The organism is Klebsiella sp. 1SOBk10mer, from assembly GCF_046602535.1.
GTDB lineage: Bacteria > Pseudomonadota > Gammaproteobacteria > Enterobacterales > Enterobacteriaceae > Klebsiella > Klebsiella quasipneumoniae.
Window position 1 is genome coordinate 384,804 of the sequence record NZ_JBKIUP010000004.1, and the last position, 23,123, is coordinate 407,926.

Genomic DNA, 23,123 nt, shown 5'->3' on the forward strand with positions numbered 1-23,123 from the left:
TACAGTATAGACTGGTTTTTTATCCAGTAAAGAGGCAGCGATGTAAATCAGAACAATTTTTTCGACCAGCCGAGCTTGGTGCTTAATGTATTGAAATAGCTGTAGTCTTTGGGATGAATCAGATTGAGGTGGTAATCGCAGCGGCGGATGAGGACATCTTCGCCATCCTGGATCGGCAGGGCAATCTGACTGTCGCAGCTGATCTCCAGATCGCTGCAGCGGTGAGAGAAGCGCAGGCGGATGGTGCTGTCGCCGTTGATCACCAGCGGTCGCGCCGAGAGGGTGTGCGGGAACATCGGCACCAGGGTGATGGCGTCCAGCGACGGGGTGAGGATCGGGCCGCCGGCCGACAGCGAATAGGCTGTGGAGCCGGTCGGGGTGGATATTATCAGGCCATCGGAGCGCTGGGAGAAGGCGAAGACTTCATCGATATAGACTTCGAACTCAATCATATGCGCCACTTTGCCGGGGTGCAGCACCACTTCGTTGATGGCGGTGCTGATGCGTTTCTGGCAATCCTGCTGGCACACCTGGGCCTCCAGCAGAAAGCGTTTCTCGGCGATGTAGTGGCCTTCCAGCACGTCGGCGAGCTGCTGCAGGGCGTTGTCCGGGTCAAGGTCGGTGAGAAAGCCGAGGTTGCCGCGGTTAATGCCGATGACGTTAATGTCGTAACGGGCCAGGGTCCGCGCCGCGCCGAGCATATTGCCGTCGCCGCCCACCACCACCGCGAGATCGGCCTGTTGGCCAATCTCCGCCAGCGTGCCGGTTTTCACGTTGCTGAGCTGAAGTTCATGGGCGATCTGCTGTTCAACCAGCACTTCATACCCTTTGCTGCACAGCCAGCGCCAGAGCATTTCATGTGTGGTCAGGGCGGTGGGGTGACGAGGATGTCCCACAATGCCGATACACTTGAAATGGTTCTTCATGATCTGGATGTCCTTGCGTTAAATGAAATAGTGACAATCTGTCCGCTTCCCTTGAAACCCGGAAACTGATCCCCATAATAAGCGAAGTTAGCGAGATGAATGCGAAAAAAACGCGGAGAAATTCATGAGTAGTAAAGAACAGAAAACGCCTGAGGGGCAAGCCCCGGAAGAAATTATCACGGAGCAGCACGACGACGTTGAGGCGGTAGAGCCTGAAGTTTCGGCTGAGCAGGTGGATCCGCGCGATGAAAAAATTGCGAATCTGGAAGCCCAGCTGGCTGAAGCGCAGAAACGTGAACGTGAAGTGATGCTGCGTGCCAAAGCCGACGAAGATAACCTGCGTCGTCGTACCGAGCAGGATATCGAGAAAGCGCACAAATTCGCGCTGGAAAAATTCGTCAATGAACTGCTGCCGGTAATCGACAGCCTGGACCGCGCGCTGGAAGTGGCTGACAAGGCTAACCCGGAGCTGGCGCCGATGGTGGAAGGGATCGAACTGACCCTGAAATCTATGCTGGACGTAGTGCGTAAGTTCGGCGTGGAAGTGATCGCCGACACCAACGTTCCGCTGGATCCGAACGTCCACCAGGCCATTGCGATGGTCGAGTCTGAAGATGTGGCGGCGGGCAACGTGCTGGCCGTGATGCAGAAAGGTTATACCCTGAACGGCCGTACTATTCGCGCCGCGATGGTGACGGTAGCGAAAGCGAAATAACGCTTGCTGCCTTGCTCAACGGCTGCCTGCGGGCGGCCGTTTTTTGTGTCATCGCTCCCGGCGCGAGATAAAAAAACGGCGGGCCGCAGCCCACCGTGATATTACTTCCTTCGCTCGCGCTACTCCGCGACGCTCTCGCGTAATGATTTCACCGGCATCACTTTCACCTGTTTGATCATGTTGTCCTGCACGTCGAGAATATCAATATCATACTGCTCAATGCGCACACGGGTGCCCGGGACCGGGATCTCTTCCAGCGCTTCAAGGATGATACCGTTGATGGTGCGCGCTTCATCTTCCGGCAGGTGCCAGTTGAACGCTTTGTTGATTTCGCGAACGTTGGCGCTGCCGTCGATTATCACGGTGCCGTCGTTGAGCGGGGTCACTTCCTCCGCCAGGGTGGGTGACATGGAGGTGGTGAAGTCGCCGACAATCTCTTCAAGAATATCTTCGACGGTGACCAGCCCCTGAATATCTCCGTATTCATCGACCACCAGACCGACTTTCTTTTTATTGCGCTGAAATTTCACCAACTGGGTGCTGAGCGGCGTCCCTTCAGGAACAAAGTAGATCTCATCTGCCGCCCGCAGCATGATCTCTTTTGTGAACTCTTTCTTCTCCGTCATCAGTCGGTAGGCTTCGCGGACGCGCAGCATGCTGATGGCATCGTCCAGCGAATCGCGGTAGAGCACAATGCGGCCGTGTGGGGAGTGGGTCAGCTGGCGGACGATAGATTTCCAGTCGTCATTGATGTCGATGCCGACAATCTCATTGCGCGGCACCATGATGTCGTTAACGCTGACCTTCTCCAGGTCCAGCACCGACAGCAGCATGTCCTGATTGCGTCGTGAGATTTGTGAACGGGATTCATTCACAATCGTGCGCAGTTCATCTTTGCTCAGGGCGCTGCTGATGACGGTATCGGTGCGGATGCCCATCATGCGCATCAGTATGCGGGTGATGGTATTCAGCAGCCACACCAGCGGCATCATCAGCACCTGCAGGGGCGCCAACAGGAAGCTGCTGGGGTAGGCAACTTTTTCCGGGTAGAGGGCGGCGATGGTTTTCGGCAGGACTTCGGCAAATACCAGCACCACAAAGGTGAGTACGCCAGTGGCGATCGCGACGCCGGCATCGCCGTACAGGCGCATGCCGACGATGGTGCCCAGCGCCGAGGCGAGAATGTTGACAAGGTTATTACCGATGAGCACGAGGCTAATCAGGCGGTCCGGCTTGCGCAGCAGCTTCTCCACGCGCTTGGCGGGGCGGTTGCCTTGTTTCGCCATATGACGCAGCCGGTAGCGGTTCAGCGTCATCATGCCGGTTTCGGAGCCGGAGAAATAGGCAGAGATAATCACCATGACGATCAGCGTTATGATCAGCGTGGTGGTGGAGATATGTTCCACGTAGGATTCCTTAAAAGACTTAGCTCACGAACTGTTGCAGCACGCGGCTACCAAAATAGGCCAGCGTCAGCAGACCGGCGCCAGCGACGCTGAACCAGACCACGCGACGTCCGCGCCACCCTTCATGATAGTGGCCCCACAGCAGGACGATATAGACGAACCACGCAATAATCGACAGCACCGCTTTATCAATGTTTTCGCTGCTGAACAGATTGTGCATATAGAACAGGCCGCTGCACAGCGTCAGAGTCAGCAGCACTACGCCGACCTGAGTGATGTGGAACATTTTGCGCTCAATGCTCATCAGCGGCGGCATTTCGCTGCTGAAGGCCAGCTTTTTGTTCTTTAACTGGTAGTCGATCCACGCCAGCTGTAGCGCATACAGCGCGGCAATGATCAGCGTGGCGTACGAGAAGAGCGACAGGCCGATATGCACCAGCATCCCCGGAGTGGTTTCCAGGTGGGTGATATATTCGTTAGGCACGAAGGTGGCGAAGGCCAGGTTGATCAGCGCGAAGGCATAGACGATAGGCAGCAGCAGCCAGCCGCGATTGCGCGAGGCCACGATAGTCATCACCGTACAGATCATCAGGCTCACCAGCGACCCGACGTTCAGTAAGCTGAGGTTTTGCCCGCTCTCGCCGCCGGGGAATATCCGTGCTTCCAGCGCAAAAGCATGGCAGATCAACGCGATAGTCGCAGATAAAATCGCCATTCGCCGCCAGTTGCTGTTTTTTTGCAGCAAGCCGGGGATAATCAGCGCGAGGCTGACGGAGTAGGCGACAAGGGCGAGTAGAGCAAAAACAGGCATAGGTGTCGGCTGTTGGCTAAATAAGAAAGAGAAGCAGTATAACGTCAGCAGGCCTCTGCTCCAACCGTTGCAGCACATTCAGATTGATGTCGTGTTATACTCCGCCACATTCGTTTTGTGTGTCGCTGCGGCGACCAACCGTTTCCACCTCAGGCGAGAGACAATGTTTGATAATTTAACCGATCGTTTGTCGCGTACGCTGCGCAACATTAGCGGCCGCGGACGCCTTACAGAAGACAATATTAAAGACACCCTGCGCGAAGTGCGCATGGCGCTGCTGGAAGCGGACGTTGCGCTTCCGGTGGTACGGGACTTCATTAGCCGCGTCAAAGAGAGCGCGGTCGGCCATGAAGTCAATAAAAGCCTGACCCCGGGTCAGGAGTTCGTCAAAATCGTCCGCAACGAGCTGGTGGCGGCGATGGGCGAAGAGAACCAGACCCTCGACCTGGCGGCGCAGCCGCCGGCGGTGGTGCTGATGGCGGGCCTGCAGGGGGCTGGTAAAACCACCAGCGTCGGTAAGCTGGGGAAATTCCTGCGCGAGAAGCACAAGAAGAAAGTGCTGGTGGTCTCCGCGGACGTTTACCGCCCGGCGGCGATCAAACAGCTGGAGACCCTGGCCGAGCAGGTCGGCGTCGACTTCTTCCCGTCCGACGTCGGGCAGAAGCCGGTTGATATCGTCAACGCGGCGCTGAAAGAAGCGAAGCTCAAATTCTACGACGTGCTGCTGGTGGATACCGCCGGTCGTCTGCACGTTGACGAAGCGATGATGGACGAAATTAAGCACGTCCACGCCGCCATTAATCCGGTTGAAACCCTGTTCGTCGTCGATGCGATGACCGGCCAGGATGCGGCGAATACCGCTAAAGCCTTTAACGAAGCGCTGCCGCTGACCGGCGTGGTGCTGACCAAAGTGGACGGTGACGCCCGCGGCGGCGCGGCGCTGTCGATTCGCCATATTACCGGTAAGCCGATTAAATTCCTCGGCGTCGGCGAGAAAACCGAAGCGTTGGAACCGTTCCATCCGGACCGCGTCGCCTCCCGCATCCTCGGCATGGGCGACGTGCTGTCACTGATCGAAGATATCGAGAGTAAAGTCGACCGCGCGCAGGCCGAGAAGCTGGCCTCCAAGCTGAAGAAAGGCGACGGCTTCGACCTCACCGACTTCCTGGAGCAGCTGCGCCAGATGAAAAACATGGGCGGCATGGCCAGCCTGATGGGCAAGCTGCCGGGTATGGGCCAGATCCCGGACAACGTCAAAGCGCAGATGGACGACAAAGTGCTGGTGCGTATGGAAGCGATCATCAACTCGATGACCCTGAAAGAGCGCGCTAAGCCGGAAATCATCAAAGGTTCACGTAAGCGCCGTATCGCCGCCGGCTGCGGGATGCAGGTGCAGGATGTGAACCGTCTGCTCAAGCAGTTCGACGACATGCAGCGCATGATGAAGAAGATGAAGTCGAAAGGCGGCATGATGAAGATGATGCGCGGGATGAAAGGGATGATGCCTCCAGGTTTCCCGGGCCGTTAATACGCGTCATAATTCAAGCCGCAGATGCGTTGGCTGCGTTCGTTCACCCCGGTCACGTACTTGTGTACGCTCCCGGGGATTTACTCACTTGCCGCGTGATTCGGCCATTCGGCCTCACCCCTTCGGGGCCAGCGCAAGCGCTGTTCAAAACGCTTTCGCGTTTTGTCCTGCAACTCGAATTATTTAGCGTATGTAGTTTTGAATTGATTTTTGCACAGAAATCAGTAAAATTTTCGGGCTTTTAATATGACACCGGGCTCCGTTCCTCGATGGGGCCCGGTTGTTTTATTCACACAAGAGGATGTTATGGTAACTATTCGTTTAGCACGTCACGGCGCTAAAAAGCGTCCGTTCTACCAGGTTGTTGTCACCGACAGCCGTAATGCACGCAACGGTCGCTTCATCGAGCGCGTTGGTTTCTTCAACCCGATCGCTAACGGTGCGGAAGAAGAAACTCGCCTGGATCTGGATCGTATCGCTCACTGGGTTGGCCAGGGCGCTACTGTTTCCGATCGCGTTGCCGCGCTGATCAAAGCCGCTAACAAAGCAGCTTAATCTGTCACGGTGGTCATGATGAGCAAGCAACACACCGCACAAGCACCTGTTGATCCGATCGTATTGGGGAAAATGGGTTCTTCCTACGGTATCCGTGGTTGGCTCAGAGTGTTTTCCTCCACCGAAGACGCCGAAAGCATTTTTGACTATCAGCCCTGGTTAATCCAGAAGGCGGGTCAGTGGCAGGTTGTTGAGCTGGAAAGCTGGCGCCACCACAATCAGGACATCATCATCAAGCTGAAAGGCGTTGACGATCGTGATGCCGCGAATCTACTGACTAATTGCGAAATTATCGTGGATTCATCGCAGTTGCCGGAGCTGGAAGAGGGTGACTACTACTGGAAAGACCTGATGGGCTGCCAGGTAGTGACGACGGAAGGCTATAGCCTCGGTAAAGTCATCGATATGATGGAAACCGGGTCTAATGACGTGCTCGTCATCAAGGCAAACCTGAAAGATGCATTTGGTATCAAGGAGCGGTTGGTTCCGTTCCTCGATGGGCAGGTTATCAAGAAAGTCGATCTCACTACGCGTACTATCGAAGTAGATTGGGATCCTGGTTTTTAAATTCTCCGGATAAACGGTAAAAGACGGCGCTATGTGGATTGGCATAATTAGCCTGTTTCCTGAAATGTTCCGCGCAATTACCGATTACGGGGTAACTGGCCGGGCAGTAAAAAATGGCCTGCTGAGCATCGAAAGCTGGAGTCCTCGCGACTTCACGCATGACCGGCACCGTACCGTGGACGATCGTCCTTACGGCGGCGGACCGGGGATGCTAATGATGGTGCAACCCTTACGGGATGCCATTCATGCAGCAAAAGCCGCGGCAGGTGAAGGCGCGAAGGTGATTTATCTGTCACCTCAGGGACGCAAGCTTGATCAAGCGGGCGTCAGCGAACTGGCAACGAATCAGAAACTGATTCTGGTGTGCGGTCGTTACGAAGGGATAGACGAGCGCGTAATCCAAACCGAAATTGACGAAGAATGGTCAATCGGCGATTACGTTCTCAGCGGTGGTGAGTTACCGGCAATGACGCTGATTGACTCCGTTTCCCGGTTCATTCCGGGAGTACTGGGCCATGAAGCATCGGCAACGGAAGATTCCTTTGCTGATGGGTTGCTGGATTGCCCCCACTATACCCGTCCTGAAGTGTTAGAAGAGATGGAAGTACCGCCAGTATTGCTGTCGGGAAACCATGCTGAGATACGTCGCTGGCGTCTGAAGCAGTCGCTGGGCCGCACCTGGCTTAGAAGACCTGAACTTCTGGAAAACCTGGCTCTGACTGAAGAGCAAGCAAAGCTGCTGGCGGAGTTCAAAACTGAACACGCGCAACAGCAGCATAAACATGATGGGCAGGCGTGAGCCCCCAATATCAGTTTACCCAGGATAAGAGATTAAATTATGAGCAACATTATTAAGCAACTTGAACAAGAACAGATGAAGCAGGACGTACCTTCCTTCCGTCCGGGTGATACCGTGGAAGTGAAAGTATGGGTTGTTGAAGGTTCCAAAAAACGTCTGCAGGCATTCGAGGGCGTGGTTATCGCTATTCGTAACCGCGGTCTGCACTCTGCATTCACTGTTCGCAAAATTTCCAACGGCGAAGGCGTTGAGCGTGTCTTCCAGACTCACTCTCCGGTAGTTGACAGCATTGCTGTTAAACGTCGTGGTGCTGTACGTAAAGCTAAACTGTACTACCTGCGTGAGCGCACTGGTAAGTCTGCTCGTATCAAAGAGCGTCTTAACTAAGATTCGCTTTCGCGACATCCTGACAAAAAGGGCTGGCCTCAGGGCCGGCCCTTTTTTTATCTTTGTTGTAACCATCGTGATGTAAATCATTTACAATACGCCCTCTATTCGGAGGGGCGGTGGTCAGTAACAGTTTTCAGCAAACGACACCTAAACGGCGAGCCGCCTGGCTGGCGCTGTTGGCGATCCTGCTGATCGTGGTGGCCCCCCTGATCTCCGTCTCCCTGCAAAAAGACCCTATGAGCGCCATGCCCGGCATGCACCACGCCATGATGATGGACAGCTCGCCAGCGAGTATGGCGCAGATGCCCGGCCACGATATGGCGATGATGCACAGCACAGACGGCGCTACGCCTACCGGACACGAACTGCCGCTGGACCATGCCGAAGCCTGTGGCTATTGCGTGCTGTTAGCCCATGTCCCAGGGCTGATTTTCGCACTGGCGCTGTTCGTCGCCATGCTCCTGCGGCGCATTCGCCTGCCGGCTTCTCGTCCGGTATTAAAACACTGGCGCTACTCTCCCTGGCTCTACCCCGAAACCCGCGCCCCGCCGCGGCTGTCTGCTTTTTCCCTTTCATAAAAATCAATCTGCGCACCGCGCAACGACCTCTTTTGCTTTAAAAAAGGAAAAGTATGACAACCTGCACCTCGCGCGCGGCATGGCTGAACCTGCTGCGTCGCCTCCATTTCTATATCGGGCTGTTTATCGGACCGTTTATCTTTGTCGCAGCCCTGACCGGTACGCTTTATGTGGCGACGCCGCAACTGGAAAACTGGCTCTATCACGATGCGCTGTATGGCCTTCCCGAAGGCACCCCGCAACCGCTCAGCGCCCAGATTGCGCTGGCCGAGGAAGCGACCCAGGGTAATCTGCGGCTGCTGGCGGTGCGTCCGGCCCCCGCGGTGGGCGAGACCACCCGCATTATGTTTGCCGATCCGCGTCTCGGGGAGTCGGAATCCCGGGCCATTTTTGTCGATCCGATCGCGCTGCGGGTGAAGGGCGATATGACGGTCTACGGCACCAGCGGCATCCTGCCGCTGCGTCAGTGGATTGACTATGCGCATCGTTCGCTGCTGTTGGGCGACAGCGGGCGGCTCTACAGCGAACTGGCTGCCTCATGGATGTGGGTGGCCGCGCTGGGGGGCATTGCCCTGTGGGCGATGACGCGTCCAAAACGGCGGATCAGTAACGCCCTGCAGAATCATCGTCGGCTGCACGTGACGCTGGGCTGGAGTTTACTGCTGGGCATGCTGCTCTTCTCCGCCACCGGCCTGACCTGGTCGCAATGGGCCGGCGGCAATGTTGATAAAATGCGGGCGGCTTTCGGCTGGTGGACGCCGCAGGTCAATACCCTGCTGCACGGTGAGGCACCGATGGCACACGATCCCCATGCCGGGCATCACAGGGAGGCGATGGCCATGACCCAGCATCAGCCCGCGCAGTTTGACCGGGCACTGGCGGTGGCCCGTCAGGCGGGGCTGAACGCCAGCCGGCTGGAGATCCGTCCCCCGGTATCAGACGGACGCGCCTGGACGGTGAATGAGATCGACCGCCGCTGGCCGACGCAGGTGGATGCGGTAGCGATCGATGGCGCCACGATGGAGGTGGTGGATCGCACCCATTTTGCCGACTTTCCTCTGATGGCGAAACTTACCCGCTGGGGCGTCGATTTCCATATGGGGATCCTCTTCGGTCTGGCGAATCAACTGCTGCTGGTGGGGTTTGGCTGTGCGCTGTGCGTAACCATCGCCGTGGGGTACCGGCTGTGGTGGATGCGCCGTCCGCCTCAGGCCGTCTGGGATCCGGCGCATTCGCTGCTGCGGGCGTGGCTGTCGCTCGCCTGGCCTGCCCGTGGGCTGGTGCTGGGGATAGCGTTAGCCCTGGGTCTGGCCATGCCGTTGATGGGCATCAGCCTGGTGTTGTTCATTGCCGTTGACTACCTGCGCTGGCGCGCGGCAACGGCAATGAGGATGGCGAAGTCCAGCGATTAAGCGGACGTTTACGGCGTGCTGATGACCACCGTAACCCGGCGGTTTTCAGCGCGCCCGGCCGCGGTGTCGTTGCTGGCGATCGGGTATTTTTTGCCAAGGCCGCGGGTGACTAAATTACTGCGCGGGATATGGGCGCCTTCCGCCCAGGCATCGGCTACGCTGTTGGCCCGCTTAAGCGACAGGGCTTCGTTATAGCTATCCTCACCATAATTATCGGTGTGGCCTTCAAGGCGGCTATGCGTTATCCCGGTTGTCGCCAGCCGCGAGGCCATTTGGGTGATCTGCTGGCGGCTGTCGGGACGTAGTCGGTAGTCATTCTTGTCAAACAGGATGCTATCGGATAAGCCCAGGGACCAATCGCCGTTGCTTTCAGTGAAGCCGTAAGATTTCATCGCCGCCACCTGCTCGGGGGTAAATTTTCCCTGAGGAGCCTGGCAACCTGTCAAAAGCGCCGCCGCCATCAGGGCGGGGGCGAAATATTTCGTGATCATAATGCGTCCTTTATTATTTCAGCGTCTGCTGGATACGTTGGTTTTTCATCCGATACATATTCTGATCGGCAAGTTCTTGCAGTGATTCCGCAGTGGCGTGCTCCCACGCCAGGGCATAACCGACACTCAGCGAGAGCGTGGCGCTATGGCCATTGTGCAGATTGAATGGCGGAAGAAATTGTTCCGACAGCGCCTGGCACAGGGCCTGGACTTCTGCTTCCGAGCGCACCTCGCGCAGCAGAACGGCAAACTCATCGCCGCCGAGACGCCACGCCAGATGGCGTTTACCGGCGAAAGTCATCAGGCGGCTGGCGACTTCCATCAGCACTTTATCGCCCGCCGCATGTCCCCAGTTGTCATTGATCAATTTGAAGTTATCGCCATCGAGAAACAGTAACGCTGAGGTCTGGTGATCCACTTCATTTTTCATCAGCTCGGCAAGCGCGTTGCGAAAGGCGGCGCGGTTAGCCAGGCCGGTCAACGGATCGTGTAACGAGCTGCGCAACAGCTGAGCATTTTTGGCCTGCAGCTGGCGCTGCCAGTCCTCCATCTCCCCCAGCAGACTGTTAAAGTCCTGGGCAAACAGATGGAACTCCTCGATACGCTCCTCCGGCACCCGCCGGGAGAAGTGGCGGTTTTCGCGAATATCATGCACGACCTCGGTGATGCTCTGCAGGGCGGCGACGATCCCCCGGTGCAGGGAGTGGGTCAGCAGCAGGCCGATAAACGAGGCGAGCAGAATGCTGCCTGTCAGTACCAGAATCGAGATGCCCAGAAAGTGGCTAATTAGTTCATCAAGCGCGGTTAGTCGCAGCTCGCCGATTTGTTTGCCCTGGTGCCAGATGGGCTGCACCGTGGGCTCCGGAAACAGCCATTTACTGATAAGGCCGCTCACTTGTTCTTTGTTGGCCAGCGGTTCGTGGCGCCATGCGGCGAAGGGCTGCTTCTGGCCGTTGAGCACGATTGCCTGGGAAATCTGCCCTTGCTTCCCCAGCGAAGCGAGGGTCTCCTCTGCTGCCGCGCTGTCGCCAAACACCAGGGCGGCTTCGAGACTGCGGCCCATGGTCGCGGCAGTGAGCTCAAGGTTTTTCTGCGCGTACTGCTTGAGCGTGAAAATAGAGGCCGTGCTCAGCAGCAGCCAGACCAGCGTCATGGAAATCACCACGCTTATCACGCTAATGCGACGCAACGCGCGTTTGAACGTCGGGCGCGATGTCTGTGAAAAGTCCTTATTCATGTGGTTTCTTCCGGGCAAGCATCAGGACGTCCGGGTTAACCCGAACCCCGCTGTGCGTCAGAACGTCCAGATTAACGGAGAAGCGGACCCTGTCGTCGTTGATGATCAGGCAAAACGCGCTACCAATTGAGCAATCCGTATTTTGTTCTGCGATGAGTAACAGCGGCCTCGAGCCATAGCGGCGAGTTAATTCCGACTGTTGGGTCGGCGATTCGCTGCCAAAATAAAAACCATCGCAGGTTGTTTTTAACGCTTCTTCACTATTACGTACTATCACCGGTTGATAGGGCAATGCATCCGGATCTTCATGAGCCAGGCTATGGGTGAAGCGTGATGAGGCAAAAATGCACAGCTTCGGCGCCCCTGTTAATGACGGCCAACGGGTATAGGTCACGATCCCGGAAACAATCGCGCGAACATGTTCTGAAGGTCCGGCAGCAAAAACAGGAGATACCGCGATGAGAAAAAATACAGTCAATAAAAGACGGTGTAATACTGTCATTAACGCTTCCGTCAAATTCGCCCTGGCGCGGGAAAAGCCGCTGCCGATGCCCGGCGAAGAATATCACTGATAGCAAAACCCGTCATTAGATGCGCCCTTTGCTTTGGGACAAATCTCACCAGGATTTTTCGTAATGCCGATGGCTCTGATGAGCCATTTTGGCGCGATTTCGCTATGTGTAAATATTTTTGTACGTTTAATGCCGTGGTAAGTGCCAATTAATTTATTGGTGTAAAGTAAAATTTACGGAATATGGATTGAATTCTTTACTTTGTATGGTATCGTTACGTCATGCCCGCTGAGGCAACCCCTATCGCAAACGAGCTACACAGGATCGCAATCATGCAAAAAGACGCGCTGAATAACGTACATATTACCGACGAACATGTGTTAATGACCCCGGAGCAACTGAAGGCGGAATTCCCCCTGAGCGTTGAACAGGAAGCGCAGATCGCGCACGCCCGTGAAACCATCTCCGATATCATCGCCGGCCGCGATCCGCGCCTGCTGGTGGTTTGCGGTCCTTGCTCCATTCACGATCCGGAAGCTGCGATCGAATATGCTCGTCGGTTTAAAGCCCTTACCGCAGAGGTCAGCGATAGCCTCTATCTGGTGATGCGCGTCTATTTTGAAAAACCCCGTACTACAGTCGGCTGGAAGGGGCTGATTAACGATCCGCATATGGATGGTTCGTTTGATGTTGAAGGCGGCCTGAAGATTGCGCGTCGTCTGCTGGTCGAGCTCGTGAATATGGGACTGCCGCTGGCGACGGAAGCGCTGGATCCCAACAGCCCGCAGTACCTTGGGGATCTGTTCAGCTGGTCCGCCATCGGCGCGCGAACCACGGAATCTCAGACGCACCGCGAAATGGCCTCTGGTCTTTCCATGCCGGTAGGCTTTAAAAATGGCACCGACGGCAGCCTGGCCACGGCCATCAACGCCATGCGCGCCGCGGCGATGCCGCACCGTTTCGTCGGTATCAACCAGGCCGGGCAGGTCTGCCTGCTGCAAACGCAGGGTAACCCGAACGGCCATGTGATCCTCCGCGGCGGTAAGGCGCCAAACTACGGTCCGGACGATGTGGCGAAATGCGAAAAAGAGATGGCGCAGGCGGGACTGAAGCCGTCGCTGATGGTAGATTGCAGTCATGGGAACTCCAATAAAGATTTCCGCCGCCAGCCGGCCGTGGCTGAATCCGTTGTCGCGCAGATTAAAGATGGCAATCGCTCCATTATCGGCCTGATGATTGAGAGTAATATCCACGAGGGCAATCAGTCCTCTGAACAGCCGCGTGAGGCGATGAAATACGGCGTTTCGGTAACGGATGCCTGCATCAGCTGGGAAACCACCGATGCGCTACTGCGTGAACTGGATAAGGATCTCCGCGGCCACCTGGCGGCCCGTTTGGTGTAAGAGGAAAGTATGGTTGCTGAACTGACCGCGTTACGCGATCAAATTGATGAAGTAGATAAAGCGTTGCTTAGCCTGCTGGCTAAGCGCCTGGAACTGGTGGCCGAAGTCGGCGAGGTGAAGAGCCAGTATGGCCTGCCGATTTACGTCCCGGAACGCGAGGCGGCGATGCTCGCCTCCCGGCGAGAAGAGGCGGCTGCGCTCGGCGTTCCGCCGGATCTGATCGAGGACGTTCTGCGTCGCGTGATGCGCGAATCCTATTCCAGCGAAAACGACAAAGGCTTCAAAACCCTTTACCCGAATCTGCGGCCGGTAGTGATCGTCGGCGGCGGCGGGCAGATGGGGCGTCTGTTTGAGAAGATGTTAACGCTGTCCGGCTATCAGGTGCGCATTCTGGAAAAAGAGGACTGGGCGCGGGCGACGGATATCGTCGCCGATGCCGGCATGGTCATTGTCAGCGTGCCGATTCACACCACCGTGGAGACGATCGCCAGGCTGCCGCCGCTGCCGGCGGATTGCATTCTGGTCGACCTTGCCTCGGTTAAAGCAGAGCCGCTGCAGGCGATGCTGGCGGCGCATCAGGGCCCGGTACTCGGCCTGCACCCGATGTTCGGTCCGGACAGCGGCAGCCTTGCCAAGCAGGTGGTAGTCTACTGCGATGGCCGCCAGCCAGAGGCCTATCAGTGGTTCCTCGAGCAAATTCAGGTCTGGGGCGCGCGCCTGCATCGCATCAGCGCGGTGGAGCACGATCAGAACATGGCCTTTATTCAGGCGTTGCGCCACTTTGCCACCTTCGCCTATGGGCTGCATCTGGCGGAAGAGAATGTGCGCCTTGAGCAGTTGCTGGCGCTCTCGTCACCCATTTACCGGCTGGAGCTGGCGATGGTGGGCCGTCTGTTTGCCCAGGATCCGCAGCTCTACGCCGACATTATTATGTCTTCGGAAAACAACCTGGCGCTGATTAAGCGCTACTACCAGCGGTTTGGCGAGGCGATCGGTCTGCTGGAGCAGGGCGATAAGCAGGCGTTTATCGATAGCTTCCGTAAAGTCGAACACTGGTTTGGCGATTACGCCCAGCGTTTCCAGAGCGAGAGCCGCACGCTGCTGCGTCAGGCGAACGATAATCGGCAGTAAAGCGAAAAAGGTGTATACAATAAAGCCAGCGACCGCTGGCTTTTTTTATAGGGATGACAACGATGGCTGAACCACAACCGCTGTTTGACTACACCGGATACCTGCCGGAATGCCCGACCTGGAGCGAGGCAGAGCAGGCCCTCTACTGGGCCGATATTATGGAATGTGAAATTCACCGCTACGATACCCGCAGCGGCGAACACCAGGTGCTGCAATTTCCGGAGGAGGTCGGCTGTTTTTCCTTGCGCGAGAAGGGCGGGTTTATCGTTGCATTGCGCAGCGGTATCTGGCTGACCGACGCCCACGGTCTGCTACGGCGTAAAGTCTGCGATAACCCGAGCAATCCGGAACTGGCGCGGTTTAACGATGGCGGGACCGATCGCGATGGGCGCTTTTATGCCGGCACCTTCTGGGGCCCGGGGGATTATAACGGCGCGCTGCTGATGCGGGTCGATAACGACCTGAAGCCGACGGTGATCCAGTGTGACATCCATGGCGCCAACGGTCTGGCGTTTAGCGCCGACCGGCGCTGGATGTATACCTCCGATACGCCGAACGCCGTGATCTACCGTACGCCGCTGGATGAGCAGGGTGAGCCTGGCCGGCGCGAAGTCTTTCGCCGTTTTCAGCCTGGCGAAGGGATACCGGACGGGGCGGCGATTGACGTGGAGGGGTGTTACTGGAGCGCAATGTTTGACGGCTGGCGGATCGCCCGTTTCTCTCCGCAGGGTGAGGAGCTGGAGTCCTACCCGATGCCGGTACGTTGCCCGACGATGGTCTGCTTTGGCGGGGCGGATATGCAAACGCTCTATATCACCACCACCCGGGAAAACATGGAGGACGATGAGCTGGCGCAGTATCCGCTGTCCGGCGCCATCTTCACCCTGCCGGTGGCGGTGGCAGGGATGAAGAAATTACCGTTCCGCGAACGTTAAACCGGATCCACCGGCACGACGTTTTCGCTGGGGTAGCAACCGAGAACCTTCATGGAGCGGGTGATCTCCGCCAGCTCCTTCAGCGCCTTGCGCATGGGCAGCGAGTCCAGGTTTGCCTGAATATCGAGATAAAACATCTCTTCCCACGGATTGCCATGGATGGGGCGAGATTCCAGTTTGGTCATGATCAGATTGTGATTGCGCAGCACCAGTAAGGCTTCCACCAGGGCACCCGCCTGCTGACCGGTCGCCATTAACAGCGTGGTCTTCGCCGGAACCTGATCGGAGACGTTTACCGATTTGCGCGCCAGAACGAGGAAGCGCGTAATATTCTGCGTCTGGTTGGCCTGGCAGTGCTCCAGCACCTGCAGGCCGTACAGAGCGCCGCCCGCTTCGCTGCCCAGCGCCGCGACGGTCGGGGCGTTCGCCTGCGCGACTTTTTCCATCGCCGCTGAGGTGCTCTCGGTATATTCAATCTTCCAGTGCGGGTAGCGACTCAGATACTGGCTACACTGCTGGAACGGTTGCGGATGGCTGTAGACGGTCTGAATTTTATCGGCATCCGTCGAGGTGCTGACCAGTACGCAATGATCGATAGGGATCGTCAGCTCGCCTACGATCGACAGGCTGGTATGCTGCAGCAGATCGTAGACATCGTTGATCCCGCCGGAGCTGGTGTTTTCAATCGGCACTACGGCGTAATCGGCCTGGCCGGTTTCCACCTGATTAAAAATATCGGCGAACTTCGCGCAGCCGCTTTCAATAAACTGCTCAAAGTGGCGAGCGGCGTACTGACGCGCCGCCAGATGCGAATAAGAGCCTTTGGGACCGAGGAACGCCACGCGAGCCGAATGCGGGTTAATTTTATTCAAATGCTGCTGCAGCAGGGTTTGCTGGGTCAGTACAGAGTCTTCGATAATCAGCTGGAACAGGCGGGTGATGTAATGAGCGTCCAGATTATGGCGCTTGCCGAGGGTCATCAGACGCTCCAGCAGATCGCGTTCGCGGTCAATATCACGCACCGGGCGATGGGAGGCCAGTTTGGCTTTACCAACCTCAACAGCCAGCCCGCGACGCTCCGCCAGCAGAGCAAGCAGTTTCTCATCCAGCGCGCTTATCTTGTCGCGCAGCGCCAGTAATGGGTTTTCCTCGGTCATAGATGTTGCCTTTGTTGTTATCCAATAAAAAAGGCCTCCCGGGTGGGAGGCCTTATTGTTCGTCTTCGCATTCTTTCTTATACGACGAATTGCCTCCCGGTCAGGGGAAGGTAAAAAAGAATGCGAAGAAGAACGGGACGAGTTTCATGATGAATTCCTTTAAGTAGTGGGGATTACAGTACCTGTACTGTTTTCACTCTGTCAATAAAAAACGCGCCCGAAGGCGCGTGGCATGACACAACTTAAGTTAAGGATTACTCTTCTTCTTCCACAAAGCCTGCCTCTTTCACCGACGTCGCGGCGCGGCGGGCTTCCCCTTTGTGTTGCACTTTATTGAGCTGCCGTTCCAGCTTGTTGATCAATTCGTTAATGGCGGCGTACATATCTTCATGACGCGCACTGGCAACCAGATGGCCGTTTGGCGTGTTGATGGTTGCATCAGCGATAAAACCCTGCGGCTCCTTAGACAGAATGATGTGCGGGTTAATTAAATGAGTTTGCCACTTATCCAGTTTGGCGAGACGGTCTGCGACATGCTGGCGGATTGCCGGAGTAATTTCCATTTGTTTACTGGTAATGTTCATTGTCATAAATTTTACCTCTTGTCTTTCCCGTCTTGGTGAATCCAGCATACCTTTCCTAATGTCAAAATGTGTGATCTAAATCACGTTTTATTGTCACTTTTTGTCAACGAATTCATTTTGTGAGACAGGGCAGGAAGAAGTGAGATTTTACTTGTAGAACCTGCCAAAGCAGGCCATATTTGATGAGTTAACTCGACGCTAAACCGCTTCAGCTAACCAGGATAACGAATAAAAAAACGGCAGCCAGTGGCTGCCGTTTGCGATCCATGAGTCAGGCTCAGGTGTTCTTACTGTTCGCGGCGATAATCTTCGCGACTTTGTCCGCTTGAGCATTCATCTGCATTTGACGATAGGCATTTTCCATCTTCGGCAGGGCATCGCGGGTGGCTTGGGTATCCGGATAGTTACGCATCATACCTTCCACGCGGTTAACGACGGCAACCCATGCGCCGCGGTCGGTGTAGTAATCCACCACCGACAGCTCATACTTCGCCAGGCGATCTTTCAGGAATACCATGCGCTTATAGGCGTCCGTGGCATACTGGCTGTTCGGGTAGCCGCGTACCAGTTTGGAGAAGTCATTGAAGGCATCGCGCGCGTGCTGCGGATCGCGGTCGGAACGATCGACGCCGAAGAAGCCCTGCAGGGCGCTGTCATCCAGAGCCATGTTGGTCAGGCCGCGCATATAGATGACGTAGTCGATGTTCGGATGGGTGGGATTCAAGCGCATGAAGCGATCGATGGCCGCTTGAGCCAGCGGCAGATCGGCGTTTTTGTAATACGCATAAATCAGATCCAGCTGTACCTGTTGGGAATAAGGGCCGAATGGATAACGGTTATCCAACGCTTCCAGTTGCGTTATCGCCTGTTTCCAGTTACCGTCCTGCAGTTTTTGCTGGGCGGTCGCGTAGATTTCATTCGGCGGATTATCAGGCACCTCTTCCTTAGAGCCGGAGCAACCCACCAAAGCCAGGCTCAGTGTGGCGGCTGCCACCAGGTATTTCATGCGCGTCATGACGTTTTGACTTCCTCAAAATGTTTATGCGGGAGAATCTCTGTTCCTGCTCCCGATTAAGACCAGCTACAATAGCACACTATATTAAACGGCAAAGCCGTAAAACCCAACGTTAAACGAAGAAGCTGTATATGGCACAACGAGTACAACTCACCGCAACGGTGACCGAAAATCAACTCGGTCAACGCTTAGATCAGGCTTTGGCCGAATTGTTCCCTGATTATTCGCGATCGCGGATAAAAGAATGGATCCTCGACCAACGCGTATTAGTCAATGGCACCATTGGCGATAAACCGAAAGAAAAAGTGCTGGGGGGAGAACGCATCGCTATCGATGTGGAAATCGAAGAAGAGGCGCGCTTCCAGCCGCAGGATATTCCGCTCAATATCGTTTACGAAGATGATGACATCATCGTGATCAACAAACCGCGCGATCTGGTTGTACATCCTGGCGCGGGCAACCCTGACGGTACTGTGCTGAATGCGCTGCTGCACTACTATCCGCCTATTGCCGATGTGCCGCGTGCGGGGATCGTCCATCGTCTGGATAAAGACACCACCGGTCTGATGGTGGTGGCGAAAACCATTCCAGCGCAAACCCGGCTGGTGGAGTCGCTGCAGCTGCGCGAGATCACCCGTGAATACGAAGCGGTGGCGATCGGTCATATGACCGCCGGCGGTACGGTTGAAGAACCGATCAGCCGTCATCCGACCAAGCGTACCCATATGGCGGTGCACCCGATGGGCAAACCGGCGGTGACCCACTACCGCATTATGGAACATTTCCGCATCCATACCCGCCTGCGCCTGCGTCTGGAAACCGGTCGTACGCATCAGATCCGCGTGCATATGTCGCATATCACCCATCCGCTGGTAGGCGACCAGGTGTATGGCGGCCGCCCGCGTCCGCCGAAGGGCGCGTCGGAGGAGTTCATCACCGCGCTGCGTAAATTCGACCGCCAGGCGCTGCACGCCACCATGCTACGTCTGTACCACCCGATTACCGGCATTGAAATGGAGTGGCACGCGCCCATCCCACAAGATATGGTCGAGCTCATCGAGGCGATGCGCGCCGATTTTGAAGCCCATAAGGACGATATTGACTGGTTATGACTAAACTGATTGTACCGCAGTGGCCAATGCCCGGCAGCGTGGCGGCCTGTAGTTCTACCCGCATCGGCGGCGTGAGTCTGCCGCCCTATGACTCGCTCAACCTGGGCGCCCATTGCGGCGACAATCTGCAGCATGTCGAAGAAAACCGGCGGAGGATGTTTGCCGCCGGCGGCTTACCGTCTTACCCGGTTTGGCTGGAGCAGGTTCATGGTACCGATGTGCTCACGCTGGACGGCGGACCCTATCCGTCGAAACGCGCGGATGCCTCTTATAGCCGTACGCCAGGGACTGTCTGCGCGGTGATGACCGCTGACTGCCTGCCGGTCCTGTTCTGTAACCGCGCCGGTACCGAAGTCGCCGCGGCGCATGCGGGATGGCGCGGCTTATGTGAAGGGGTTCTGGAAGAGACGGTCGCCCGTTTCGCCGATAAAGCCGAAAACATTATGGCGTGGCTGGGACCCGCCATCGGTCCGCAGGCGTTTGAGGTGGGCCCAGAAGTTCGCGACGCTTTTATGGCTAAGGATGAGAATGCGCATCAGGCTTTTCGTCCGGCAGGCGAAAAATATTTTGCTGATATCTACCAGCTGGCTCGGCAGCGCCTGGCAAACGTCGGCGTTGAGCAGATTTTCGGCGGCGATCGCTGCACGCTAAGCGAAAAGGATGATTTTTTCTCTTACCGGCGCGACAAGACCACCGGTCGTATGGCAAGTTTCATTTGGCTGATATAACCTAGAGAATCAAGACGATCCAGAAGGCAAACTTATTTTTCGCATAGTTCAGGTCTTTAACCTTGAATAATTGAGGGATGACCTCATTTAATCTCCAGTAGCAAATTTGACCTGTTATGGGAGGAGTTATGCGTCTGGATCGTCTTACCAATAAATTCCAGCTTGCTCTTGCCGATGCCCAGTCGCTTGCACTCGGGCACGACAACCAATTCATCGAACCTCTTCATTTAATGAGCGCCTTGCTGAATCAGGAAGGGGGATCGGTACGTCCTTTATTAACCTCGGCGGGCGTGAATGCCGGGAAACTGCGCACTGACATCGAACAGGCTCTGAGCCGTTTACCGCAGGTGGAAGGCACCGGCGGCGATGTGCAACCTTCTCAGGATTTAGTGCGGATCCTGAACCTTTGCGACAAGCTGGCGCAAAAGAAAAAGGACAACTTTATATCGTCAGAACTGTTTGTTCTGGCGGCGCTTGAATCACGCGGTACGCTGACCGACCTTTTAAAATCCGCCGGAGCAACAACCGCCAACGTGACTCAGGCGATTGAACAAATGCGCGGAGGTGAAAGCGTGAACGATCAGGGTGCCGAAGACCAACGTCAGGCATTGAAGAAATTTACCGTCGATCTCACCGAGCGTGCCGAACAGGGCAAGCTGGACCCGGTTATCGGCCGTGATGAAGAGATCCGCCGTACCATTCAGGTACTGCAGCGCCGTACCAAAAACAATCCGGTGCTGATTGGTGAACCCGGGGTGGGTAAAACCGCTATCGTCGAAGGCCTGGCGCAGCGTATCGTCAACGGCGAAGTGCCGGAAGGGCTGAAAGGCCGCCGGGTGCTGGCGCTGGATATGGGCGCGCTGGTGGCCGGGGCGAAATACCGCGGTGAGTTTGAAGAGCGTCTGAAAGGCGTGCTGACCGACCTGTCGAAACAGGAAGGCAACGTCATTCTGTTTATCGACGAACTGCATACCATGGTTGGCGCTGGTAAAGCCGACGGCGCGATGGACGCGGGCAACATGCTGAAGCCGGCGCTGGCGCGTGGTGAACTGCACTGCGTCGGGGCGACGACGCTTGACGAATACCGTCAGTACATTGAAAAAGACGCTGCGCTGGAGCGCCGCTTCCAGAAGGTGTTCGTCGCCGAGCCGTCGGTAGAAGATACCATCGCTATTCTGCGCGGTCTGAAAGAACGTTATGAACTGCACCACCATGTGCAGATCACCGACCCGGCTATCGTGGCGTCGGCGACCTTGTCGCATCGCTACATTGCCGACCGGCAGCTGCCGGATAAAGCCATCGACCTTATCGATGAGGCGGCGTCCAGCATCCGTATGCAGATCGACTCGAAGCCGGAAGAGCTGGACCGTCTCGATCGCCGCATCATCCAGTTGAAACTGGAGCAGCAGGCGCTGAAGAAAGAGTCTGATGAGGCGAGTCTGAAGCGTCTTGATATGCTCAACGAGGAGCTGGCGGATAAAGAACGGCAGTACTCGGTGCTGGAAGAAGAGTGGAAAGCGGAAAAAGCGTCCCTCTCCGGCACCCAGACCATCAAAGCCGAGCTGGAGCAGGCGAAAATCGCCATCGAACAGGCGCGTCGCGTCGGTGACCTGGCGCGGATGTCCGAGCTGCAGTACGGCAAAATTCCGGAACTGGAGAAACAGCTGGCGGCAGCCACTCAGTCCGAAGGAAAAACCATGCGTCTGCTGCGTAATAAAGTGACGGATGCTGAAATCGCCGAAGTGCTGGCCCGCTGGACCGGTATCCCGGTCTCCCGCATGATGGAAAGCGAGCGTGACAAACTGCTGCGTATGGAGCAGGAACTGCATCATCGGGTGATTGGTCAGGATGAGGCGGTTGAAGCAGTATCTAACGCTATTCGCCGTAGCCGTGCCGGGCTGTCCGATCCGAACCGGCCGATTGGTTCATTCCTGTTCCTCGGTCCGACCGGGGTCGGTAAAACCGAGCTGTGTAAAACGCTGGCTAACTTTATGTTCGACAGCGACGACGCAATGGTGCGTATCGATATGTCCGAGTTTATGGAGAAACACTCCGTCTCGCGTCTGGTCGGTGCGCCTCCGGGATACGTCGGTTATGAAGAGGGCGGTTACCTGACCGAGGCGGTGCGCCGTCGTCCTTATTCCGTCATCCTGCTGGATGAAGTGGAAAAAGCGCACCCGGATGTGTTCAACATTCTGCTGCAGGTACTCGACGACGGGCGCCTCACCGATGGCCAGGGGAGAACGGTCGACTTCCGTAACACGGTGGTCATCATGACCTCGAACCTCGGTTCCGATTTGATTCAGGAACGGTTCGGCGAGCTGGATTACGGACATATGAAAGACCTGGTGCTGGGGGTTGTCAGCCAGAACTTCCGTCCGGAGTTCATCAACCGTATCGATGAAGTGGTGGTCTTCCATCCGCTGGGTGAGAAACACATTGCTTCTATTGCCCAGATCCAGCTGCAGCGCCTGTATAAACGTCTGGAAGAGCGCGGATATGAAGTGCGGATGTCCGATGAGGCGCTGAAGTTGCTCAGCGCCAACGGATACGATCCGGTATACGGCGCGCGGCCACTGAAACGCGCTATTCAGCAGCAGATTGAGAACCCGTTAGCCCAGCAGATCCTTTCCGGTGAGCTGATTCCGGGTAAAACCGTCGAGCTGGTAGTGAAAGACGACCGTATCGTGGCAGTGCAGTAAGTCACAAAACGACAAAAACGGGCCCAGCGGGCTCGTTTTTGTTTAAAAACCAGGCAAGAATTAAAGCTCAATACCTGATTTGGTTGAAAAGTGAGCGATTGAATTCTTTTTTTGAATTTATCCTTGTCACTTCAGAATTACCCCCTATAATGCGCCTCCACTGACACGGAATAACGGCAAGCAAGCCGCCGGGGCAGCAGGATTCAACGGCGAAAGATAACGTTGAAGCCGACAGAGAAAAGCAAAATAAGCGCTTGACTCTGAATGAGGAAAGCGTATTATACGCCACCTCGCGACAGAGCGCTAAAGCGCGTCGCAACTGCTCTTTAACAATTTATCAGACAATCTGTGTGGGCACTCAAAGTGACATGGATTCTTAATGTCTTCGGACAATAAATGAATACCAAGTCTCAAGAGTGAACACGTAAT

24 protein-coding genes and 1 other annotated feature are annotated in these 23,123 nt (G+C 56.1%); of the genes, 14 read left to right on the forward strand and 10 right to left on the reverse strand.

Features of this window, described 5'->3' with window-relative positions; translation table 11 throughout:
• Positions 1 to 47: 47 nt before the first annotated feature.
• Positions 48 to 926 carry an NAD(+) kinase gene (gene nadK / locus ACLH1I_RS14325; protein WP_002914158.1) on the reverse strand — a complete coding sequence of 293 codons (879 nt, stop codon included), beginning with the start codon at positions 924 to 926 and terminating at the stop codon, positions 48 to 50.
• A gap of 124 nt (positions 927 to 1,050) precedes the next feature.
• On the opposite strand from nadK, the gene grpE reads away from it, so the two are divergent.
• Positions 1,051 to 1,641: a nucleotide exchange factor GrpE gene (grpE, locus tag ACLH1I_RS14330; RefSeq protein ID WP_004174800.1), complete on the forward strand. Its 591-nt coding sequence runs from the start codon at positions 1,051 to 1,053 to the stop codon at positions 1,639 to 1,641.
• A 119-nt stretch (positions 1,642 to 1,760) separates the two neighbouring features.
• Here grpE and ACLH1I_RS14335 read toward each other — a convergent pair whose 3' ends face one another.
• Together ACLH1I_RS14335 and ACLH1I_RS14340 are read right to left on the reverse strand one after the other, a co-directional pair.
• Positions 1,761 to 3,047 (reverse strand): HlyC/CorC family transporter, encoded by a 1,287-nt coding sequence (locus tag ACLH1I_RS14335; protein ID WP_023318900.1) that lies wholly within the window; start codon positions 3,045 to 3,047, stop codon positions 1,761 to 1,763.
• A gap of 19 nt (positions 3,048 to 3,066) precedes the next feature.
• Entirely contained in the window at positions 3,067 to 3,858 is a 792-nt protein-coding gene (locus ACLH1I_RS14340) for an inner membrane protein YpjD (RefSeq protein ID WP_151629089.1), read from the reverse strand.
• A gap of 163 nt (positions 3,859 to 4,021) precedes the next feature.
• Between ACLH1I_RS14340 and ffh the strand changes: the two genes are divergently transcribed.
• From ffh to ACLH1I_RS14375, 7 genes are all read left to right on the forward strand, one after another.
• Positions 4,022 to 5,386, forward strand: a complete 1,365-nt coding sequence (ffh, locus tag ACLH1I_RS14345) for a signal recognition particle protein (protein WP_002914152.1) — start codon at positions 4,022 to 4,024, stop codon at positions 5,384 to 5,386.
• A gap of 306 nt (positions 5,387 to 5,692) precedes the next feature.
• A complete protein-coding gene (rpsP, locus tag ACLH1I_RS14350; protein ID WP_002914149.1) occupies positions 5,693 to 5,941 on the forward strand; it encodes a 30S ribosomal protein S16 in 249 nt (82 codons plus the stop codon).
• An 18-nt stretch (positions 5,942 to 5,959) separates the two neighbouring features.
• Positions 5,960 to 6,508 (forward strand): ribosome maturation factor RimM, encoded by a 549-nt coding sequence (gene rimM, locus ACLH1I_RS14355; RefSeq protein WP_004150977.1) that lies wholly within the window; start codon positions 5,960 to 5,962, stop codon positions 6,506 to 6,508.
• A 31-nt stretch (positions 6,509 to 6,539) separates the two neighbouring features.
• On the forward strand, positions 6,540 to 7,307 hold the full coding sequence (trmD, locus tag ACLH1I_RS14360; protein ID WP_002914147.1) for a tRNA (guanosine(37)-N1)-methyltransferase TrmD: 768 nt from the start codon (positions 6,540 to 6,542) through the stop codon (positions 7,305 to 7,307).
• A gap of 39 nt (positions 7,308 to 7,346) precedes the next feature.
• Complete coding sequence (rplS, locus tag ACLH1I_RS14365; protein WP_002914145.1) at positions 7,347 to 7,694, forward strand: 50S ribosomal protein L19; 348 nt, start codon at positions 7,347 to 7,349, stop codon at positions 7,692 to 7,694.
• A gap of 119 nt (positions 7,695 to 7,813) precedes the next feature.
• Complete coding sequence (locus ACLH1I_RS14370; protein ID WP_023318898.1) at positions 7,814 to 8,275, forward strand: DUF2946 domain-containing protein; 462 nt, start codon at positions 7,814 to 7,816, stop codon at positions 8,273 to 8,275.
• A gap of 53 nt (positions 8,276 to 8,328) precedes the next feature.
• Complete coding sequence (locus tag ACLH1I_RS14375) at positions 8,329 to 9,687, forward strand: PepSY-associated TM helix domain-containing protein (protein ID WP_004206847.1); 1,359 nt, start codon at positions 8,329 to 8,331, stop codon at positions 9,685 to 9,687.
• An 8-nt stretch (positions 9,688 to 9,695) separates the two neighbouring features.
• Here ACLH1I_RS14375 and ACLH1I_RS14380 read toward each other — a convergent pair whose 3' ends face one another.
• The 3 genes from ACLH1I_RS14380 to ACLH1I_RS14390 are packed head-to-tail and all read right to left on the reverse strand — an operon-like array spanning position 9,696 to position 11,917.
• Complete coding sequence (locus ACLH1I_RS14380) at positions 9,696 to 10,178, reverse strand: OmpA family protein (protein WP_017900643.1); 483 nt, start codon at positions 10,176 to 10,178, stop codon at positions 9,696 to 9,698.
• A gap of 13 nt (positions 10,179 to 10,191) precedes the next feature.
• Positions 10,192 to 11,415, reverse strand: a complete 1,224-nt coding sequence (gene dgcN / locus ACLH1I_RS14385) for a diguanylate cyclase DgcN (protein WP_004206845.1) — start codon at positions 11,413 to 11,415, stop codon at positions 10,192 to 10,194.
• Positions 11,408 to 11,917: a YfiR family protein gene (locus tag ACLH1I_RS14390; RefSeq protein ID WP_017900644.1), complete on the reverse strand. Its 510-nt coding sequence runs from the start codon at positions 11,915 to 11,917 to the stop codon at positions 11,408 to 11,410. The genes dgcN and ACLH1I_RS14390 overlap by 8 nt, the downstream gene beginning before the upstream one ends.
• Positions 11,918 to 12,259: 342 nt before the next feature.
• Between ACLH1I_RS14390 and aroF the strand changes: the two genes are divergently transcribed.
• The 3 genes from aroF to ACLH1I_RS14405 all read left to right on the forward strand — a co-directional run bounded on the left by aroF (position 12,260) and on the right by ACLH1I_RS14405 (position 15,396).
• Positions 12,260 to 13,330: a 3-deoxy-7-phosphoheptulonate synthase AroF gene (gene aroF, locus ACLH1I_RS14395; protein ID WP_094309082.1), complete on the forward strand. Its 1,071-nt coding sequence runs from the start codon at positions 12,260 to 12,262 to the stop codon at positions 13,328 to 13,330.
• Between the two features lie 9 nt (positions 13,331 to 13,339).
• Positions 13,340 to 14,461, forward strand: a complete 1,122-nt coding sequence (gene tyrA / locus ACLH1I_RS14400; RefSeq protein WP_004206843.1) for a bifunctional chorismate mutase/prephenate dehydrogenase — start codon at positions 13,340 to 13,342, stop codon at positions 14,459 to 14,461.
• Positions 14,462 to 14,523: 62 nt separating this feature from the next.
• A complete protein-coding gene (locus tag ACLH1I_RS14405) occupies positions 14,524 to 15,396 on the forward strand; it encodes an SMP-30/gluconolactonase/LRE family protein (RefSeq protein ID WP_004206842.1) in 873 nt (290 codons plus the stop codon).
• On the opposite strand, the gene pheA is transcribed toward ACLH1I_RS14405, so the two are convergent.
• The 4 genes from pheA to bamD all read right to left on the reverse strand — a co-directional run bounded on the left by pheA (position 15,393) and on the right by bamD (position 18,152).
• Entirely contained in the window at positions 15,393 to 16,553 is a 1,161-nt protein-coding gene (gene pheA / locus ACLH1I_RS14410) for a bifunctional chorismate mutase/prephenate dehydratase (RefSeq protein WP_049092790.1), read from the reverse strand. The two genes, ACLH1I_RS14405 and pheA, sit on opposite strands and share 4 nt — an antisense overlap.
• A gap of 24 nt (positions 16,554 to 16,577) precedes the next feature.
• Positions 16,578 to 16,702, reverse strand: a sequence feature (Phe leader region).
• Entirely contained in the window at positions 16,654 to 16,701 is a 48-nt protein-coding gene (gene pheL, locus ACLH1I_RS14415; protein WP_100250063.1) for a pheA operon leader peptide PheL, read from the reverse strand. Its footprint overlaps the feature before it by 48 nt.
• Positions 16,703 to 16,807: 105 nt before the next feature.
• Complete coding sequence (gene raiA, locus ACLH1I_RS14420) at positions 16,808 to 17,143, reverse strand: ribosome-associated translation inhibitor RaiA (RefSeq protein ID WP_002914111.1); 336 nt, start codon at positions 17,141 to 17,143, stop codon at positions 16,808 to 16,810.
• 271 nt (positions 17,144 to 17,414) lie between these two features.
• Positions 17,415 to 18,152: an outer membrane protein assembly factor BamD gene (gene bamD, locus ACLH1I_RS14425; RefSeq protein ID WP_004145664.1), complete on the reverse strand. Its 738-nt coding sequence runs from the start codon at positions 18,150 to 18,152 to the stop codon at positions 17,415 to 17,417.
• Between the two features lie 131 nt (positions 18,153 to 18,283).
• On the opposite strand from bamD, the gene rluD reads away from it, so the two are divergent.
• The 3 genes from rluD (at position 18,284) to clpB (ending at position 22,694) form a co-directional block, all read left to right on the forward strand.
• Positions 18,284 to 19,264 (forward strand): 23S rRNA pseudouridine(1911/1915/1917) synthase RluD, encoded by a 981-nt coding sequence (rluD, locus tag ACLH1I_RS14430; RefSeq protein WP_004206840.1) that lies wholly within the window; start codon positions 18,284 to 18,286, stop codon positions 19,262 to 19,264.
• On the forward strand, positions 19,261 to 19,992 hold the full coding sequence (gene yfiH, locus ACLH1I_RS14435) for a purine nucleoside phosphorylase YfiH (RefSeq protein ID WP_023318894.1): 732 nt from the start codon (positions 19,261 to 19,263) through the stop codon (positions 19,990 to 19,992). Before rluD ends, yfiH begins: the two co-directional genes overlap by 4 nt.
• A gap of 128 nt (positions 19,993 to 20,120) precedes the next feature.
• Entirely contained in the window at positions 20,121 to 22,694 is a 2,574-nt protein-coding gene (clpB, locus tag ACLH1I_RS14440) for an ATP-dependent chaperone ClpB (RefSeq protein ID WP_198080218.1), read from the forward strand.
• Positions 22,695 to 23,123 lie beyond the last annotated feature (429 nt).

Coding starts and splice junctions, on each gene's coding strand:
- nadK (WP_002914158.1), bottom strand. CDS start 926: ATGAAGAACCATTTCAAGTGTATCGGCATTGTGGGACATCCTCGTCAC.
- grpE (WP_004174800.1), top strand. CDS start 1,051: ATGAGTAGTAAAGAACAGAAAACGCCTGAGGGGCAAGCCCCGGAAGAA.
- ACLH1I_RS14340 (WP_151629089.1), bottom strand. CDS start 3,858: ATGCCTGTTTTTGCTCTACTCGCCCTTGTCGCCTACTCCGTCAGCCTC.
- ffh (WP_002914152.1), top strand. CDS start 4,022: ATGTTTGATAATTTAACCGATCGTTTGTCGCGTACGCTGCGCAACATT.
- rpsP (WP_002914149.1), top strand. CDS start 5,693: ATGGTAACTATTCGTTTAGCACGTCACGGCGCTAAAAAGCGTCCGTTC.
- rimM (WP_004150977.1), top strand. CDS start 5,960: ATGAGCAAGCAACACACCGCACAAGCACCTGTTGATCCGATCGTATTG.
- trmD (WP_002914147.1), top strand. CDS start 6,540: ATGTGGATTGGCATAATTAGCCTGTTTCCTGAAATGTTCCGCGCAATT.
- rplS (WP_002914145.1), top strand. CDS start 7,347: ATGAGCAACATTATTAAGCAACTTGAACAAGAACAGATGAAGCAGGAC.
- ACLH1I_RS14375 (WP_004206847.1), top strand. CDS start 8,329: ATGACAACCTGCACCTCGCGCGCGGCATGGCTGAACCTGCTGCGTCGC.
- ACLH1I_RS14380 (WP_017900643.1), bottom strand. CDS start 10,178: ATGATCACGAAATATTTCGCCCCCGCCCTGATGGCGGCGGCGCTTTTG.
- dgcN (WP_004206845.1), bottom strand. CDS start 11,415: ATGAATAAGGACTTTTCACAGACATCGCGCCCGACGTTCAAACGCGCG.
- ACLH1I_RS14390 (WP_017900644.1), bottom strand. CDS start 11,917: ATGACAGTATTACACCGTCTTTTATTGACTGTATTTTTTCTCATCGCG.
- aroF (WP_094309082.1), top strand. CDS start 12,260: ATGCAAAAAGACGCGCTGAATAACGTACATATTACCGACGAACATGTG.
- tyrA (WP_004206843.1), top strand. CDS start 13,340: ATGGTTGCTGAACTGACCGCGTTACGCGATCAAATTGATGAAGTAGAT.
- ACLH1I_RS14405 (WP_004206842.1), top strand. CDS start 14,524: ATGGCTGAACCACAACCGCTGTTTGACTACACCGGATACCTGCCGGAA.
- pheA (WP_049092790.1), bottom strand. CDS start 16,553: ATGACCGAGGAAAACCCATTACTGGCGCTGCGCGACAAGATAAGCGCG.
- raiA (WP_002914111.1), bottom strand. CDS start 17,143: ATGACAATGAACATTACCAGTAAACAAATGGAAATTACTCCGGCAATC.
- bamD (WP_004145664.1), bottom strand. CDS start 18,152: ATGACGCGCATGAAATACCTGGTGGCAGCCGCCACACTGAGCCTGGCT.
- rluD (WP_004206840.1), top strand. CDS start 18,284: ATGGCACAACGAGTACAACTCACCGCAACGGTGACCGAAAATCAACTC.
- yfiH (WP_023318894.1), top strand. CDS start 19,261: ATGACTAAACTGATTGTACCGCAGTGGCCAATGCCCGGCAGCGTGGCG.
- clpB (WP_198080218.1), top strand. CDS start 20,121: ATGCGTCTGGATCGTCTTACCAATAAATTCCAGCTTGCTCTTGCCGAT.